The organism is Streptomyces sp. NPDC102451 (assembly GCF_044765485.1).
Lineage (GTDB): Bacteria > Actinomycetota > Actinomycetes > Streptomycetales > Streptomycetaceae > Streptomyces.
The window spans coordinates 69,381-84,153 of sequence record NZ_JBIWKD010000006.1 but is presented as its reverse complement, the minus strand read 5'-3'; the positions used below and the strand labels follow the sequence as shown (position 1 = coordinate 84,153).

General features: G+C 71.9%; 13 protein-coding genes. 4 read left to right on the top strand and 9 right to left on the bottom strand.

Going from position 1 to position 14,773, the window contains the following annotated elements; genetic code table 11:
• Positions 1–99: 99 nt before the first annotated feature.
• Positions 100–420 (bottom strand): ferredoxin, encoded by a 321-nt coding sequence (gene fdxA / locus ACIRD8_RS15905; protein ID WP_014154250.1) that lies wholly within the window; start codon positions 418–420, stop codon positions 100–102.
• Between the two features lie 117 nt (positions 421–537).
• Between fdxA and ACIRD8_RS15900 the strand changes: the two genes are divergently transcribed.
• From ACIRD8_RS15900 to ACIRD8_RS15890, 3 genes are all read left to right on the top strand, one after another.
• Positions 538–1,539: a GNAT family N-acetyltransferase gene (locus ACIRD8_RS15900; RefSeq protein WP_403990929.1), complete on the top strand. Its 1,002-nt coding sequence runs from the start codon at positions 538–540 to the stop codon at positions 1,537–1,539.
• Between the two features lie 30 nt (positions 1,540–1,569).
• Positions 1,570–2,421 (top strand): transglutaminase-like domain-containing protein, encoded by an 852-nt coding sequence (locus tag ACIRD8_RS15895; RefSeq protein WP_403990926.1) that lies wholly within the window; start codon positions 1,570–1,572, stop codon positions 2,419–2,421.
• A 256-nt stretch (positions 2,422–2,677) separates the two neighbouring features.
• Entirely contained in the window at positions 2,678–4,471 is a 1,794-nt protein-coding gene (locus ACIRD8_RS15890; RefSeq protein ID WP_403990923.1) for a coagulation factor 5/8 type domain-containing protein, read from the top strand.
• 68 nt (positions 4,472–4,539) lie between these two features.
• Here the strand turns inward: ACIRD8_RS15890 and ACIRD8_RS15885 are convergent, their stop codons facing one another.
• From ACIRD8_RS15885 to ACIRD8_RS15865, 5 genes are all read right to left on the bottom strand, one after another.
• Positions 4,540–4,977, bottom strand: a complete 438-nt coding sequence (locus ACIRD8_RS15885) for a VOC family protein (protein ID WP_403990920.1) — start codon at positions 4,975–4,977, stop codon at positions 4,540–4,542.
• Positions 4,978–5,066: 89 nt separating this feature from the next.
• Positions 5,067–6,950, bottom strand: a complete 1,884-nt coding sequence (locus tag ACIRD8_RS15880; protein WP_403990917.1) for a hypothetical protein — start codon at positions 6,948–6,950, stop codon at positions 5,067–5,069.
• A gap of 419 nt (positions 6,951–7,369) precedes the next feature.
• Complete coding sequence (locus ACIRD8_RS15875; protein WP_403990914.1) at positions 7,370–7,831, bottom strand: DUF6113 family protein; 462 nt, start codon at positions 7,829–7,831, stop codon at positions 7,370–7,372.
• The gene (gene mshB / locus ACIRD8_RS15870) at positions 7,828–8,745 is read right to left on the bottom strand and encodes an N-acetyl-1-D-myo-inositol-2-amino-2-deoxy-alpha-D-glucopyranoside deacetylase (protein WP_403990912.1); all 918 of its coding nucleotides are present in this window, start codon (positions 8,743–8,745) and stop codon (positions 7,828–7,830) included. The genes ACIRD8_RS15875 and mshB overlap by 4 nt, the downstream gene beginning before the upstream one ends.
• 74 nt (positions 8,746–8,819) lie before the next feature.
• Positions 8,820–9,014: a hypothetical protein gene (locus ACIRD8_RS15865; RefSeq protein ID WP_014154257.1), complete on the bottom strand. Its 195-nt coding sequence runs from the start codon at positions 9,012–9,014 to the stop codon at positions 8,820–8,822.
• A gap of 221 nt (positions 9,015–9,235) precedes the next feature.
• On the opposite strand from ACIRD8_RS15865, the gene ACIRD8_RS15860 reads away from it, so the two are divergent.
• Positions 9,236–11,362 carry an alpha/beta fold hydrolase gene (locus ACIRD8_RS15860; RefSeq protein WP_403990909.1) on the top strand — a complete coding sequence of 709 codons (2,127 nt, stop codon included), beginning with the start codon at positions 9,236–9,238 and terminating at the stop codon, positions 11,360–11,362.
• Positions 11,363–11,371: 9 nt separating this feature from the next.
• Here ACIRD8_RS15860 and ACIRD8_RS15855 read toward each other — a convergent pair whose 3' ends face one another.
• The 3 genes from ACIRD8_RS15855 to ACIRD8_RS15845 form a co-directional block, all read right to left on the bottom strand.
• Positions 11,372–12,466, bottom strand: coding sequence for a hypothetical protein (locus tag ACIRD8_RS15855; RefSeq protein WP_403990906.1), 1,095 nt, complete (start codon positions 12,464–12,466; stop codon positions 11,372–11,374).
• Between the two features lie 195 nt (positions 12,467–12,661).
• On the bottom strand, positions 12,662–13,801 hold the full coding sequence (locus ACIRD8_RS15850; protein WP_403990903.1) for an ABC transporter ATP-binding protein: 1,140 nt from the start codon (positions 13,799–13,801) through the stop codon (positions 12,662–12,664).
• Positions 13,791–14,768, bottom strand: a complete 978-nt coding sequence (locus ACIRD8_RS15845; RefSeq protein ID WP_403990900.1) for an ABC transporter ATP-binding protein — start codon at positions 14,766–14,768, stop codon at positions 13,791–13,793. Before ACIRD8_RS15845 ends, ACIRD8_RS15850 begins: the two co-directional genes overlap by 11 nt.
• Between the last annotated feature and the right edge of the window lie 5 nt (positions 14,769–14,773).

Below are 14,773 nucleotides of genomic sequence, written 5' to 3'. Positions count from 1 at the left end.
GGGACTCTGCTTTCTCGTACGGGGCCGGGGCGGCCGGGAAACACCTCGGTCCCGCACGGTGACAAGCCGTACGGGACCGGGCGGCGCTCGTGCGGCCGCTTACTGGTTCTGCGGCGGCAGCGCGGCGATGAACGCGTGGTCGCGCTCGATGAGACCCAGCTTGGAGGCGCCACCCGGCGAGCCGAGGTCGTCGAAGAACTCGACGTTCGCCTTGTAGTAGTCCTTCCACTCCTCCGGGGTGTCGTCCTCGTAGAAGATGGCCTCGACCGGGCAGACCGGCTCACAGGCTCCACAGTCGACGCACTCGTCCGGATGGATGTACAAGGACCTGGAGCCCTCGTAGATGCAGTCGACGGGGCACTCTTCGATGCAGGCCTTGTCCTTCACGTCGACACAAGGCTGCGCGATGACGTAGGTCACGCTGTCGTTCCTCCTCGGTAGGGCGTTGGCTCTCGCGCGGGAGCGCGGCGTCGTCGATGCCCGCCCCTAGTATCTCCGTTCCGGGGCACGATCCGAACAGGAGGGGCAGACAGAGCTGTGGAATTCACCATCGGCGGACGGCTCGAGGTTCGCATAACACCCGCTGACGTGGGCAAACGCGTATCCGTGCGGCGCGTCGCCGACGTGCCGGGCACGGGCGCGAAGTTCACCGACACGGTCGGGGTTCTCACATCGTGGGACGACGAAGTGCTGTCGATCACGACGAAGAACGGCGAGAGTATCCGCATCGCGGAATCCGCGCTGGTGGCGGGCAAGGTGGTGCCCCCGGCCCCGGCACGCCGCCGGGGCCCCGCCGCGTCCTTCGGCGAACTCGCCCTGGCGACCGCGCGCGCCTGGCAGCCCGTGGAGAGCGAACTCCTGGGCGACTGGCGGCTGCGCGCGTCCGGCGGATTCACCCGCCGCGCCAACTCCGTGCTGCCGCTCGGCGATCCGGGCCTCCCGCTCGACGAGGCGCTGGGGCATGTGACCCGCTGGTACGGGGAACGCGGCCTGCCCGCCTGCATCCAGACCGCCACCGGCGCCGAGGGCACGCAGGAGCGGCTCTGCGCGGACCTGGAGGAGCGCGGCTGGCGGCGGGAGGTGACCGCCGAGGTGCGGATCGCGGCGCTGGCGCCGGTCGGCGATCTGGACGCGGACGTCTCCGCCGTACGGACGGCCCGGGAGCCGGACGACGCGTGGCTCTCCCGGTACCAGCGCTTCGAGACTTTGGGGCCGCATGTGCTGAAGGTGCTGGGCAGCGGCCCCTCGGTGTGGTTCGCCTCCGTGCCGGGCGACGACCCGGCGGGGGCGCCCGCCGCGATCGGGCGCTGTGTGGTGGACGGCCGCTGGGCGGGTTTCATGGCCGTCGAGGTGGGCCCGGAGTACCGGCGGCGCGGTCTCGCGACGGCCGTCATGACCGCGCTGGCCCGCACGGCCCTGGACGAGGGTGCCTCGGCCGCGTGGCTCCAGGTGGAGGCGGACAATGAAGGTGCCCGTGCCCTGTACGACGGCATGGGCTTCGCCACCCACCACAGCTACCACCACTTCCGGCCCGCGTAGCGGGGACAGCAGCAGGGGGACGTGTCACACATGAGCGCCGAGGACCCGGGCACGGCCGCACGACGGCAGCGGTTCGCCGAGGAGGCGCGCGCCGAACGGCCCGACCTCGCGCTGCTCTGCCTGCTGCTGGGCGCGGAGACGTCCCCTCCGTCGCCCGGGGACGCCGATCCGCACGGCATCGACGCGGCGCAGATCGAGCTGGACCGGCTGGCCGGCCTCCTGCCGTACGGAGCGCGCGGCCCCCGCGTCTGGGCGTCCGCGCTCGCCGAACTGCTGGGCGAGCGCTGCGGTTTCGCGGGCTCCTCCCAGGACTACCAGCGGCTGGAGTCGTCGGTGCTCCAGCAGGTGCTGCGGCGGCGCAGAGGTCTGCCCATCCTGCTGTCCGTGGTCTGGATCGAGGTCGCCCGGAGGGCCGGGGCGCCCGTCTACGGACTGTCGCTCCCGGGCCATTACGTGGTCGGTTTCGGTGATCCGGCCGAGCGGGTGCTGGCCGACCCCTTCGCCGGCGGCGCCCCGCTGAGCGGTGAGGACGCGGAGCTGATGGTGGCGGGGGCGACCGGGGCGCCGCCCTCGGCGACGACGCAGGTGCCCGCCAGGCCGCTGGAGACGGTGCTGCGGATCCTGAACAACGTCCGGGCCTGGGCGGCGGCGCGCCCCGAGCGCACGGACGTGGCGCTGTGGGCGCTCGACCTCTCCCTGCTGCTGCCCTCGCACCCGGCGAGGCTCCGCTACGAGCGGGCCCAGCTCCTCGTGCAGCGCGGGGAGTTCCTGCGGGGTGCGGCGGAGATGGACGAGTACGCGGAGATCGTCGACGGCATCGAGCCGACGGCGGCCGAGGCCATCCGGCACCGCGCCCAGGCCGCCAGGGCGCTGCTGAACTGAACGCGTACGCACCGGACGGCCCCGGCGCGCGGTCACCCTCTGAACTCACAGGCGGGGCCGTGTGCGCACAAAGCCGCCCAATTGCCGTACGCCCGACGCTATTTGTTGCCCGTACGGCAAACAGTTGAGGCTCCTGATGCACACCTCTTGACGTGTCCAGGGCGACAGCGGTTACATCGGCGAAACGAGAGAGCGCTCTCTCGCCTCTCTCGAGGTTCCGTCGTGCACCCGTACCACGACCCAGGAGACGTCATTCATGCAAGCTCCCCCCACGAGTTCCGCGCCCCCCACCGCTCCGCACCGCCACCGCCGCACCAGGGCGCTCGGTTTCGCCGCACTCGCCGTTTCGCTGCTCATGGCCTTCCCCACGGCCCAGTCGGCGTTCGGTGACGAGGCCGCGGAGCTGCCCGGCGGCGGCGACCTCGGTCCCAACGTGCTGGTCTTCGACCCTTCCACGCCCGACATCCAGGGCAAGGTCGACGAGATCTTCAAGAAGCAGGAGTCGAACCAGTTCGGCAGCGACCGCTACGCGCTGATGTTCAAGCCGGGCACGTACGACAACATCAACGCCCAGATCGGCTTCTACACCTCCATCGCCGGGCTCGGGCTGAACCCCGACGACACCACCTTCAACGGCGATGTCACGGTCGACGCGGGCTGGTTCAACGGCAACGCCACCCAGAACTTCTGGCGGTCGGCCGAGAACCTCGCGCTCAACCCCGTCAGCGGCACCAACCGCTGGGCGGTCTCCCAGGCCGCCCCCTTCCGCCGTATGCACGTCAAGGGCGGCCTCAACCTGGCACCCGACGGCTACGGCTGGGCGAGCGGCGGCTACATCGCCGACAGCAAGATCGACGGCCAGGTCGGCCCCTACTCGCAGCAGCAGTGGTACACCCGTGACAGCTCGATCGGCAGCTGGGGCAACGGCGTCTGGAACATGACGTTCTCCGGCGTCGAGGGCGCACCCGCCCAGAGCTTCCCGGAGCCGCCGTACACCACGCTGGACAACACCCCGGTCTCCCGCGAGAAGCCGTTCCTCTACCTCGACGGCGACGACTACAAGGTGTTCGTCCCCGCCAAGCGCACCAACGCGCGGGGCACGTCCTGGGGCAACGGCACCCCGCAGGGCGAGTCCATCCCGCTGGACCAGTTCTACGTGGTGAAGCCCGGAGCGACCGCCGAGACCATCAACGCGGCCGTGGACCAGGGTCTGCACCTGCTGTTCACGCCCGGCGTCTACCACGTCGACCAGACGATCGACATCGACCGCGCGAACACCGTGGCGCTCGGTCTGGGTCTCGCCACGATCATCCCGGACAACGGGGTCACCGCCGTCAAGGTCGGTGACGTGGACGGCGTGAAGCTCGCCAGTCTGCTCATCGACGCCGGAACGACCAACTCCGAATCGCTGATCGAGGTCGGCCCGGAGGGCTCGTCCGCGAACCACGCGGACAACCCGACGTCGCTCCAGGACGTCTTCGTGCGGGTCGGCGGTGCGGGTGCCGGCAAGGCCACCAACGGCCTGGTCGTCAACAGCAACGACACGATCATCGACCACACCTGGCTGTGGCGCGCCGACCACGGCGACGGCGTCGGCTGGGAGACCAACCGGTCCGACTACGGCCTGACGGTCAACGGTGACAACGTCCTGGCCACCGGCCTGTTCGTCGAGCACTTCAACAAGTACGACGTGCAGTGGAACGGCGAGAACGGCAAGACGATCTTCTTCCAGAACGAGAAGGCGTACGACGCCCCCAACCAGGCCGCCATCCAGAACGGCGACATCAAGGGCTACGCCGCCTACAAGGTCGCCGACTCCGTCACCACCCACGAGGGCTGGGGCATGGGGAGCTACTGCTACTTCAACGTCGACCCCAGCATCCGCCAGCAGCACGGCTTCCAGGCCCCGGTGAAGCCCGGGGTGAAGTTCCACGACCTGCTCGTCGTCTCCCTCGGCGGCCAGGGCCAGTACGAACACGTCATCAACGACACCGGATCCCCCACATCCGGCACGGACACCATCCCGTCCCAGGTGGTGTCCTTCCCATAGACCGGGGGGAGACAGGGCCCGGCCGCACCCGCGGCCGGGCCCTGTCCCGTTCGGGTCGCGCGTGCCGTTCAGAGCACGCAGAACTCATGGCCCTCCGGGTCGGCCATCACGACGTGGTCGGGCCGCCCGTGGAGCTCGTGCACCTGGATCACCGTGCCACCGGCGGCCGTCAGCCGCTCCACCGCCCCGGACACCCGCGGCCATCTGACCTCCCACGGGGTCTCGCGCCCGCCGCCCGCCTGCACATCGAGGTGCAGCCGGTTCTTGGCCGTCTTCGGCTCGGGGACCTTCAGGAAGGACAGGCCAGGGCCCGTGCCGTCCGGGTCGGACAGATAGGCGCCGTCGTCCCACTCCTCCTCCGGGACTCCGTGGTGGGCGAACCACTCCTCCCAGTCGCCGAACCCGGCGGGCGGCGGCTTCTCCACGTACCCGAGCGCCAGGGCCCAGAAGGCCGCCAGCGCCTTGGGGTGCGCGCAGTCGACGGTCAGACTCCACCGGGTGGACATGGTCCTTCTCCTCCGCGAGCAGGGGCGGTATGACACCGCCCCCGCCCGGAGGTCCGGGCGGGGGCGGCCGTACGGCGTGGTGCGTGCGGTCAGCCCTCGCCGTTCAGGTTGATCGCGACGGTGCGCTGCGCGGGGGTCTTGCCGAGCAGCGCGCCCTGCATGGCCTGGGCCACGTCGGTGGCGCTGACCTCGTGCTTCTTCCCGTCACCCTTGGTGATCATGATGCCGTCGAAGACGCCGTCCAGCAGCTTGTCGATCGCCGCCCTGTCGTAGACGGGGACCAGCTTGCCGTCGACCGGCTTCATGGACAGGATCTGCGGCAGGGACCTCGCGGGACCGAAGTCGATCTGCTTGGGCCCCGCCTTGATGGTCACCAGGCCGGACATCGCGGGCTCGGCGAACTCCTTCATCGCCCGGTCCAGTTCGGCCTTGGTGATGGTGGGTTCGGTGGCGGCCACCGGCAGTTCGACGACGGCCGGGTCACCGGTCTGCACCTGCGCGCGGTAGGCGTCCCGGACGGAGATCATCGACCGGTTGACGTCCAGCGACTTCCCCGACTTGCCGGGGACGGCCACGGCCTTGTTCGGCTCGAACTTGATCGTGCCGTCGTTGGCGGAGCCGGAGACGCCCGCCAGGTCGGTCAGCGCGACCCCGAGCTTCTCCTCGTCGACCGGGATCACCGGGTCGGCGGGGCGTGCCCCGCCGAACAGGGAGCCGATCACCGAGACCGGGTTGTAGTCGCTGCCGGCGGCCTCGCGGACCGTCTCCTGGCTGTCCAGGGTGAGGCCGGCCTTGTCGGGGGCGAGCTTCTCCTCCTTGCCCTCCACGGACAGCCGCAGGGGCGTCTGCGCGCGCTTGCCGAGAGCGGACTCCAGCTTGGTGACCGCCTCCTCCTTCGAGCCGCCGCCGATGTCGACGCCGAGCACGGTGGTGCCCTTGGGGACCTCGGAGTGGTTCATCAGCAGGCCGGCGCCGTAGGCGACACCGAACAGCACGACGACACCCGCGCCCAGGAGGACCAGCTTGGAGCGGCCCTTCTTGGCGGGCGGCGCGGCCTTCGGGGCGGGCCGGGGGGCCGGAGCGGGCGCCGGGGCACCCGCGTCCGCGGGACCGCCGCCCAGGGGGCCCTCGGGCGGCCGGGTGCCGCCGGGTCCGCCCGGGAACGCCGAGCGGGGCTCACCCGGGATGACGGGGATGCCGCTGGTGAGCGTGTCACCGGAGACATGGCCGGACCCTGCTCCGGACCCGGGGCCCGGAGCGGGGGCCTGCGGCGTCAGGATCGCGGTGTCGTCCGACATCCGCGGGGGTACGCCGCCGGGGCCGCCGGGCCGGGGGCCGGACGGGCCGCCGGGGCCCGCAGGACCGGCACCGCCGGGGAGACGGTCGAGGTTCGGCGTCAGCGACGAACTGCCGGTGGCCGGACCGGTGGTGGGTCCGGAGGGACCCGGTCCGCCCGGCGGCCGGATGCCGGCGTTCGGCGTGGGCCGCGGACCGGCGTCGAGGTCGTCGAGAGCGCTGCGGCCCGGACGGGAGGCGCCGCCCCGGTCGCCGGGCTGCTGCGGACCGTCCGAGAAGTACGGCGATTCCGTGCGCGGCGGGGTGGGGCCGGAAGGACCGCCGGCGGACCCGCCGCCTGGGCCGGAGCCCGGATTAGGGCCCTGGCCGGGGCCGGGGCCGGGCCCCTGACCGGGGCCGGGCGCGCCCGGAGCCGAAGCCATGGGAGCGGCACCCGCACCGGGTACGGGGGCCGGGGCCTTGCGCGGGGCGAACCAGTCGCTGCCGCTCTTCTCCCTGGCCGGGCTCGAAGCCGGGGCGTCGGCAGCCGGGCCGCCCTCACGGTCACGCGCGTCCGGGCCGGGGACCGGCGCGCCACCGGGCGTCGGCGCGGGTGCGCCGGGCCTCGGGGTGCTACCGGTGCGCTCGGCGTCCGGACGGTCGCCCGAGGGGTCCACGTCGCTCATCGGCGTACGCATGACGACAGGCGGGATCGGACGCGAGCCCGGGATGTTGATCCGGATGCGCGTCGTCAGCGTCGTCTCGGTTCTGGGCTCCTCGGGCTGAGGCGGATCCGCAGGCTCCGGAGTCTCCTCCGGCCCGTCCTGGGACGGGTGCAGCGACGGATACTGGCGTGATCCGTACGGCGGCGTACCCGACGGGTACGCGGCTCCTCCGCGCCCCTGGGGCCCGGACGACGAACTGTCAGTTTCACGACTCAAAGCAGGTTCTCCCGATTGGCTCCGCCGCCCGTACTTCCCCCATGCCGCAGGCCAGGGGACGGCTCGGCGCGCGCACCACCATACTGGCCGCCACCGTAAGACTCTCCGCGCCCGGGGGGGAACAAGGATGCACCCATCACTGCGCGGAGGGGCAATCCGGGAGCGGACATACCACATCACGTGCCAGTTCGACCGGCACCGTTGGCCGGATACGGCAGCCGCGACATCGTGGCACAGATCACAGCGACGGCCATCCCTCCGAGCATGAAGAGCGCCAGGCCGAGCTCCTGCCCGAAGACGTAGTCGCCCTCGGGCCGCCCGCCGAGAAGGATGACGACGGCGATGAACCAGCCCACCGCGGGCACCAGCGCGCCGAGCTGTGTCCCGGTCAGCACCCGGCCGCCGTAGAACAGGCCCGCCGACGCGGCGAGCGCGAGCAGCAACCCGCCGGGGAACAGGGCCGCCTGGACGAGGGTGCCGGCGAGCCCGACGGCCGCGCCCAGCACCGCCAGGCCCACGTACAGGGGGATCCGTGCGGGGTTGGGGGGCGCGGCGAGACCGGTGGGCCCGGGGCTTCTCGGCGGGGCGTTGGTGCGGGGTGCCTGCGAGGTGGCGCGCTGCCTCTTGCTGCTGCTCATGCCTGTGCTCCCGGTGCGAGGGCCGCGTCCGGCAGGCCCGCGAAGAGGTCGTGCTCACGGGAACCGCCGTCCCCGCCCGGGACGCCCCGCACCAACTCGTAGTACTCGGTGGTGAGGACGGGCTGTCCCAGGTCGTTCGAAAGAGCGAAGAAGGGGCCGTCCACGGCGATCTGGGTGGCGTGGGCCCGCATCGCGGCGGTCTTCGCCGCGGCGTACGCCGTGCCGTCGATCTCCGCCGTGATCACCGCGTCGTCCACCACACCGGGTACGTCGTCGATCGCGGCGATCCCCGGGAAGGCGTCGGGGGCGGTCTCCCGCAGCCGTGCGAAGGCGGCCTCGGCCACGGAGCGGGGCACCCGGTTCCAGTAGATCTTGGCGACGGTGTGCGGGGCTCCGGTGCTCGCGTCGTACGCGGGGTCGGCGGCCAGGTCCGCCGCCCGCATCGCGACGCGGTGCGCCTGGATGTGGTCGGGGTGGCCGTAGCCGCCGTCGGGGTCGTACGTGATCAGGACCTGGGGGCGCAGGGAGCGGATCACCCGGACGAGGTGGCCGGCTGCCTCGTCGAGGCCGGCGGCCCAGAAGGCGCCGGGCCGGCCGTTCTGCTCGGTGCCCATCATCCCGGAGTCGCGGAACCGGCCGGGGCCGCCCAGGAACCGGTGGTCGGTGACCCCGAGCTCCCGCATCGCGGCGGCGAGTTCGCCGATGCGGTGGTCGCCCAGACCGCCGTCCCGGTCGGCGGCGAGATGTGCGAGGTCCGGCGGGATGACCTCGCCCTCCTCGCCGAGGGTGCACGTCACCAGGGCGACGTGGGCGCCCTCGGCCGCGTACCTGGCCATGGTGGCACCGTTGTTGATCGACTCGTCGTCGGGGTGCGCGTGCACGAGGAGCAGACGGCGGGCGGGGAGGTCCTTCATGGGACCACCCTACGAGCACGCCGCCCCACCGGCCGAACGCCCCACGGAGCCCGGGGCGCCCGGCGGGCAGGCGGTCAGAACTTGATGCCCCCGATCATGCCTGCCACGTTCGACGTCACCTCCGAGATGGTCGGGGCGATCGACGAGCTCGCGAGGTAGAACCCGAGCAACATGCAGACCACCGCGTGTCCGCCCTTCAGTCCGGATTTCCGGATCAGCAGGAAGACGACGATCGCCAGCAGCACCACCGCCGAAATCGAGAGTGCCACGGCGGTTCACCTCCATCAGTACGGTCGGGACGGGCAGCACACATGGAGCCAGCAGGTTCTGGAAGCTGTTGTCTTGCCCCGGTCGGGGGCCGACCGGAGCAAGACAACAGCTTCTTACCCACCGAGCGCTACGGATCATAACTATCCGTGCCGACGCATTGATCGGGGCACAGCAGCACGAGGGGCGCACGGACCGGCCGTCGGGAGCTAGGTTCGGTGCCATGACCTCGCAGAAGCTGTCCTTTCCCCGCCAGCACGCCCGGACCCAGCGGTTCACTCTCGGCGCACCCCGGGCGTTCACCGTCTCACCGGATGGGACGCGGGTGCTCTTCCTCCGCTCGGCCTCGGGAACGGACCGGACGAACCGGCTCCATGTGCTGGACACCGGCACGGGCGAGGAGCGGATCGCGGCCGACCCCGACGCCCTGCTGGGCGGTTCGGCGGAGAAGCTGTCACCGCAGGAGCGGGCCAGGCGCGAGCGGACCAGGGAGGGTTCGGCGGGCATCGTGGGCTACGCGGTGGACGACGCGGTCGAGTTGGCGGCCTTCGCGCTCTCCGGCAAGGCGTACGTCGCCGAGTTGAGGGCGGGCACGGCGCGCGCCCTGCCGGTGCCCGGCCCGGTGATCGACCCGCGCCCCTCCCCCGACGGCCGGCACATCGCCTACGCGGCCCGCGGCGCGCTGCGCGTGGTGGGGGCGGAGGGTGACGGCGACCGGGCCGTCGCGGAGCCGGAGGACGCCCACACCTCGTACGGCCTCGCGGAGTTCGTCGCGGCCGAGGAGATGGGCCGCTACCGCGGTTTCTGGTGGTCGCCGGAGTCGGACCGCCTGCTGGTCGCCCGGGTCGACGACAGCGCCGTACAGCGGTGGTGGATCGCCGATCCCGCGCACCCCGGGAGCAAGCCCGCCGAGGTCGGCTACCCGGCGGCGGGGACGGCCAACGCCGAGGTGCGGCTCTTCGTGATCGGCCTGGACGGGACCCGCACCGAGGTTGTCTGGGACCGGTCCCGCTTCCCCTACCTCGCCCGCGTGCACTGGTCCTCGCACGGCGCACCGCTGCTCCTGGTGCAGGCCCGTGACCAGCGCAGTCAGCTGCATCTGGCCGTCGACACGGAGAGCGGCGCGACCCGTACGGTGCATGTCGACGAGGACGCCGTCTGGCTGGATCTTTTCGCCGGGGTGCCCTCCTGGGCGCCCGACGGCCGGCTCGTGCGGGTCGCCGACGAAGGGGGCGCGCGGGTGCTCTCGGTCGGCGACCGGCCGCTGACCGGCAGTCGGCTGCACGTCCAGGCGGTGCTGGACATCGGGGAGTCGGACATCCTGGTGCAGGCGACCGCGGGCGAGGGCGCGCCGGATCCGGAGACGGGGCAGAGCCATGTGTACCGGGTCAACGAGCTGGGCGTGGAGCGCGTCAGCGAGGGCGTCGGGGTCCACTCCGCGGTGCGCGCGGGCGGTGTGACGGTGCTGGTCTCGGCGTCCCCCGAGCGCCCGGGGACGGCGGTGCAGGTGCTGCGTGACGGCAAGCGGATCGCCACGGTGGCGAATCTCGCCCAGGAGCCGGTCCTGACCGCGAAGGTCCATCTGACCGAGGGGGGCGCACGGCGCATCCCGTGCGCCGTTCTGCTCCCCACCGGATACAAAGAATCAGACGGTCCGCTTCCGGTCCTGATGGACCCCTACGGCGGCCCGCACGGCCGCCGGGTGGTGGCCGCCCACAACCCGCACCTGACGTCCCAGTGGTTCGCGGACCACGGCTTCGCCGTGATCGTCGCGGACGGCCGGGGCGCGCCGGGCCGTTCCCCCGGCTGGGAGAAGGCGGTGCGGGACGATCTGACCCTCACCCTCGACGACCAGGTCGAGGCGCTGCACGCCCTGGCCGGGCGCTTCCCGCTGGACCTCTCCAAGGTGGCCATGCGCGGCTGGTCGTACGGCGGCTACCTCTCGGCCCTCGCGGTGCTGCGGCGCCCCGACGTCTTCCACGCGGCCGTCGTGGGCGCGCCGGTGACGGACTGGCGGCTGTACGACACCCACTACACCGAGCGCTATCTCGGTGACCCCGCGCACCAGCCCGAGGTGTACGCCCGCAACTCGCTGGTCACCGACGAGGGGCTCTCCGAGCCGGCCCACGAGGTGCGGCCGATGATGATCGTCCACGGCCTGGCGGACGACAACGTGGTGGTCGCCCACGCCCTGCGGCTCTCCTCCGCGCTGCTGTCCGCCGGACGCCCGCACGAGGTGCTGCCGCTGAGCGGGGTGACGCACATGACCCCGCAGGAGCAGGTGGCCGAGAATCTGCTGCTGCTCCAGGTGGACTTCCTCAGGCGGTCCCTGGGGCTGCCCGGGGCGTAGCCACGGCCGTCACCAGCCGGGCGGCGGGGACGCGGGCGGCGGCGGGGAACCGGACCCGCCGCCGTGCGGATAGCCGTAACCGGGTCCGCCGCCGCTCTGCGGGTAGCCGTAGCCGGGGGTGCCGGCCTGCGGGTAGCCGTAGCCGGGGGTCCCGGTCTGCGGATGGCCGTATCCGCCGTACCCCTCGTCCTGCCGGTCGGTGACCTCGAAGCCCCTGCGCGCCAGGACGAGCAGGGCCGCCGCTCCGGACACGGCGAGGAGGAACGGGGTGAGCATGACCAGCTGCTGCTCGGCCGGCGCCTCACCGAAGTGTTCCAGCCAGGAGTTGTGGAGGAGCCGGGCGATTCCGCAGCCGCCGGAGACCAGCAGGAATCCGGCGGCGATCATGCCGAGCGGGCGGGAGTGGACGGCCCGGAAGAGCGCGGTCCACGCCACCACCAGGCAGATCACCCCGAGGGCCACACTGCTCCAGCCCGGCGGGGTGGCGGTGAGCCCGAGCGTGAGGCCCTTCCCGCCGATGAACCAGGCGGGGTAGATCGCGTCGGGCAGGGTGAAGAGCTGGCGGATCTCCCAGCCGATCACGACGGCCCCCGAGGTGCCCAGCGCCAGGAAGGCGGTGACCCCGGCCCCGCGGCCGGGCCGGGTGGGCCGTGGTTCGTAGGCGTCCTCGGACCGTCTGCGGCCCGCGGCTCCGGTGACGACGAGCGCGAGGCCCGCGGCCAGGGCGACGAAGGTGCCGATGAGGGCGCGGGTGCGCAGTTCGTCGTCGAACCGACCGTCCATCCAGGACGAGCCGATGGTCCAGACGCCCGGCAGCCGCAGGGCGAGCGTGACCAGTCCGGTGGCGACCAGCGTGGACGCGGCGACGGAGGAGCGCAGCGAGGCGAACAGGGCGAGGACGTACACCACGAGCAGCACCGGGTCGGCCTGCAGGGTGGCGGGCAGTGTCTTCGGCCATTCGTCCGTGTAGCCGGCCCAGTAGCGCACCAGGTCCAGCGGATCACCGACGGCCCGCAGGTCCCGCACGATCCAGGCCGCGACCAGGGCCGCGAGCACGGCGCACAGCACCGCTCCGGTGATTCTGGCTCCCCGTGTGAGTATCACACCGGCGATCCTCCACCGCTGCCCGCCGATGGACAAGGGCGCCAGAGCGGGCACTTGTAACCGGCCGGGGCGACGTGATGAACGCCCCGGCCGGTTCACGGCACCCGCACGGCCGTACGCTCTCTATGGTGGGGTGTCCGTATATCGGTGTGACGACGGTCAAGTTGCCTCTGTGTTAACGGACATGAGGCCTGTTCAACGCTCTTTGTCGCCCTCCGGTGCGTCCCGCGGGCCTTCGGGCGGGACGACCTGCTTCTCCTCGGCGAAGTGGCACGCCGAGTCGTGCCGGGCCGGTGTCTCCGACTCCCGGAAGACCGCCGGCACCGCCAGCAGCGGCACCTCCAGCTCGCACCGCTCCTGCGCCTTCCAGCACCGGGTGCGGAAGCGGCAGCCGGACGGGATGTTCGCCGGGGAGGGCACGTCACCGTGGAGGATGATCCGCTCGCGGTGGTCACGGGCCGTCGGGTCGGGCACCGGGACGGCCGACAGCAGCGCCTGGGTGTAGGGGTGCGTCGGATGGTCGTAGATCTCCTCGTCCGTGCCGATCTCGACGATCCGGCCGAGGTACATGACGCCGACCCGGTCCGAGATGTGCCGGACGATCGACAGGTCGTGCGCGATGAACAGGAAGCTCAGGTCGAATTCGTCCTGCAGCCGGTCCAGCAGGTTGACGACCTGGGCCTGGACCGACACGTCGAGGGCGGAGACCGGTTCGTCGGCGACGATGATCTCGGGGTTGAGCGCGAGGCCGCGGGCGATCCCGATGCGCTGGCGCTGGCCACCGGAGAACTGGTGCGGATACCGGTTGATGTACTCCGGGTTCAGCCCGACGACGTCCAGCAGGTCCTGCACCTTCTGTCGGCGGCTCCCCTTGGGCGCCACCTCGGGGTGGATCTCGTAAGGCTCCCCGATGATGTCGCCGACCGTCATACGCGGGTTCAGCGAGGTGTACGGGTCCTGGAACACCATCTGGATGTTGCGGCGCACGGCCTTCAGCGCCCGCCCGGACAGCTTGGTGACGTCCTCGCCCTTGTAGCGGATCGCGCCCCCGGTCGGCGGCTCCAGGTGCACCAGCATCCTGGCGACGGTCGACTTGCCGCAGCCGGACTCCCCCACGATGCCGAGCGTCTCGCCCGCCGCGAGGTCGAAGTCCACGCCGTCGACGGCCTTGACCGCGCCGACCTGCTTCTTGAACAGGATGCCCCGGGTCAGCGGGTAGTGCTTGACCAGCCCGCGCACCTCCAGGATCGGGTCGCCCCCGGCGTACGGGCGCCTGGGCGCTTCCGCCTGGAGCGTGGAGCCGCCGCCCCCGCGGCCCGTCTCGTCAGCGTGCATCGAGCGTCTCCTTCCAGAAGTGGCAGGCGCTCCGGCGTTCCTCGTCCACGGTGTAGAGCGGCGGCACGTCCGTGCGGCACACGGCCTGGGCCAGGGGGCAGCGCGGGTGGAAGGCGCAGCCGGGCGGAATGTGCAGCAGGTTGGGCGGCAGGCCCTTGATCGCGTAGAGCTCCTGGCCCTTCTGGTCCAGGCGCGGGATCGACCTCAGCAGGCCCTTGGTGTACGGGTGCGCGGGCGCCTGGTAGATCGGGTGGACGGGCGAGGTCTCGACGATCCGGCCCGCGTACATCACGGCGATCTTGTCGGCGACGTCGGCGACCACGCCGAGGTCGTGGGTGATCAGGATCAGGCCCATGTTGAGCTCGCGCTGGAGCTCCGCGAGCAGGTCCATGACCTGGGCCTGGACGGTCACGTCGAGGGCGGTGGTCGGTTCGTCGGCGATGATCAGGTCGGGCTCCAGAGCCAGCGCCATGGCGATCATGATGCGCTGGCGCATGCCGCCGGAGAACTGGTGGGGGAAGTCGCCCACCCGCTGCCGGGCCGCCGGGATGCGCACCCGGTCCATCAGCTCGATCGCCTTGGCCTTGGCGTCGCCCCGTGACATCCCGCGGTGCACGACGAACATCTCGCCGAGCTGCGCGCCCACGCTGAGGACCGGGTTCAGCGAGGACAGCGCGTCCTGGAAGATCATGGCCATCTCCTGGCCGCGGATCCTGCGGCGCTCCTCGGCCTTGAGCTTCAGCAGGTCGCGGTCCTTGAAGAGGATCTCGCCCCCGCTGATCTTCCCGGGCGGCATGTCGAGGATGCCCATGATCGCCTGGGCGGTCACGGACTTGCCCGAGCCGGACTCGCCGAGGACGGCGAGTGTCTCCCCCTCGGACACCGAGTAGTTGACCCCGTTGACGGCCTTGGCCACTCCGTCCCGGGTGTGGAACTCCACGTGCAGATCGCGCACTTCGAGCAACATGGCAG

Excerpts from the sequence above, each read along its gene's own strand:
- ACIRD8_RS15895 (WP_403990926.1), top strand. The coding sequence starts at position 1,570 with ATGAGCGCCGAGGACCCGGGCACGGCCGCACGACGGCAGCGGTTCGCC.
- ACIRD8_RS15890 (WP_403990923.1), top strand. The coding sequence starts at position 2,678 with ATGCAAGCTCCCCCCACGAGTTCCGCGCCCCCCACCGCTCCGCACCGC.
- ACIRD8_RS15885 (WP_403990920.1), bottom strand. The coding sequence starts at position 4,977 with ATGTCCACCCGGTGGAGTCTGACCGTCGACTGCGCGCACCCCAAGGCG.
- ACIRD8_RS15880 (WP_403990917.1), bottom strand. The coding sequence starts at position 6,950 with ATGCGTACGCCGATGAGCGACGTGGACCCCTCGGGCGACCGTCCGGAC.
- ACIRD8_RS15875 (WP_403990914.1), bottom strand. The coding sequence starts at position 7,831 with ATGAGCAGCAGCAAGAGGCAGCGCGCCACCTCGCAGGCACCCCGCACC.
- mshB (WP_403990912.1), bottom strand. The coding sequence starts at position 8,745 with ATGAAGGACCTCCCCGCCCGCCGTCTGCTCCTCGTGCACGCGCACCCC.
- ACIRD8_RS15860 (WP_403990909.1), top strand. The coding sequence starts at position 9,236 with ATGACCTCGCAGAAGCTGTCCTTTCCCCGCCAGCACGCCCGGACCCAG.
- ACIRD8_RS15850 (WP_403990903.1), bottom strand. The coding sequence starts at position 13,801 with ATGCACGCTGACGAGACGGGCCGCGGGGGCGGCGGCTCCACGCTCCAG.
- ACIRD8_RS15845 (WP_403990900.1), bottom strand. The coding sequence starts at position 14,768 with ATGTTGCTCGAAGTGCGCGATCTGCACGTGGAGTTCCACACCCGGGAC.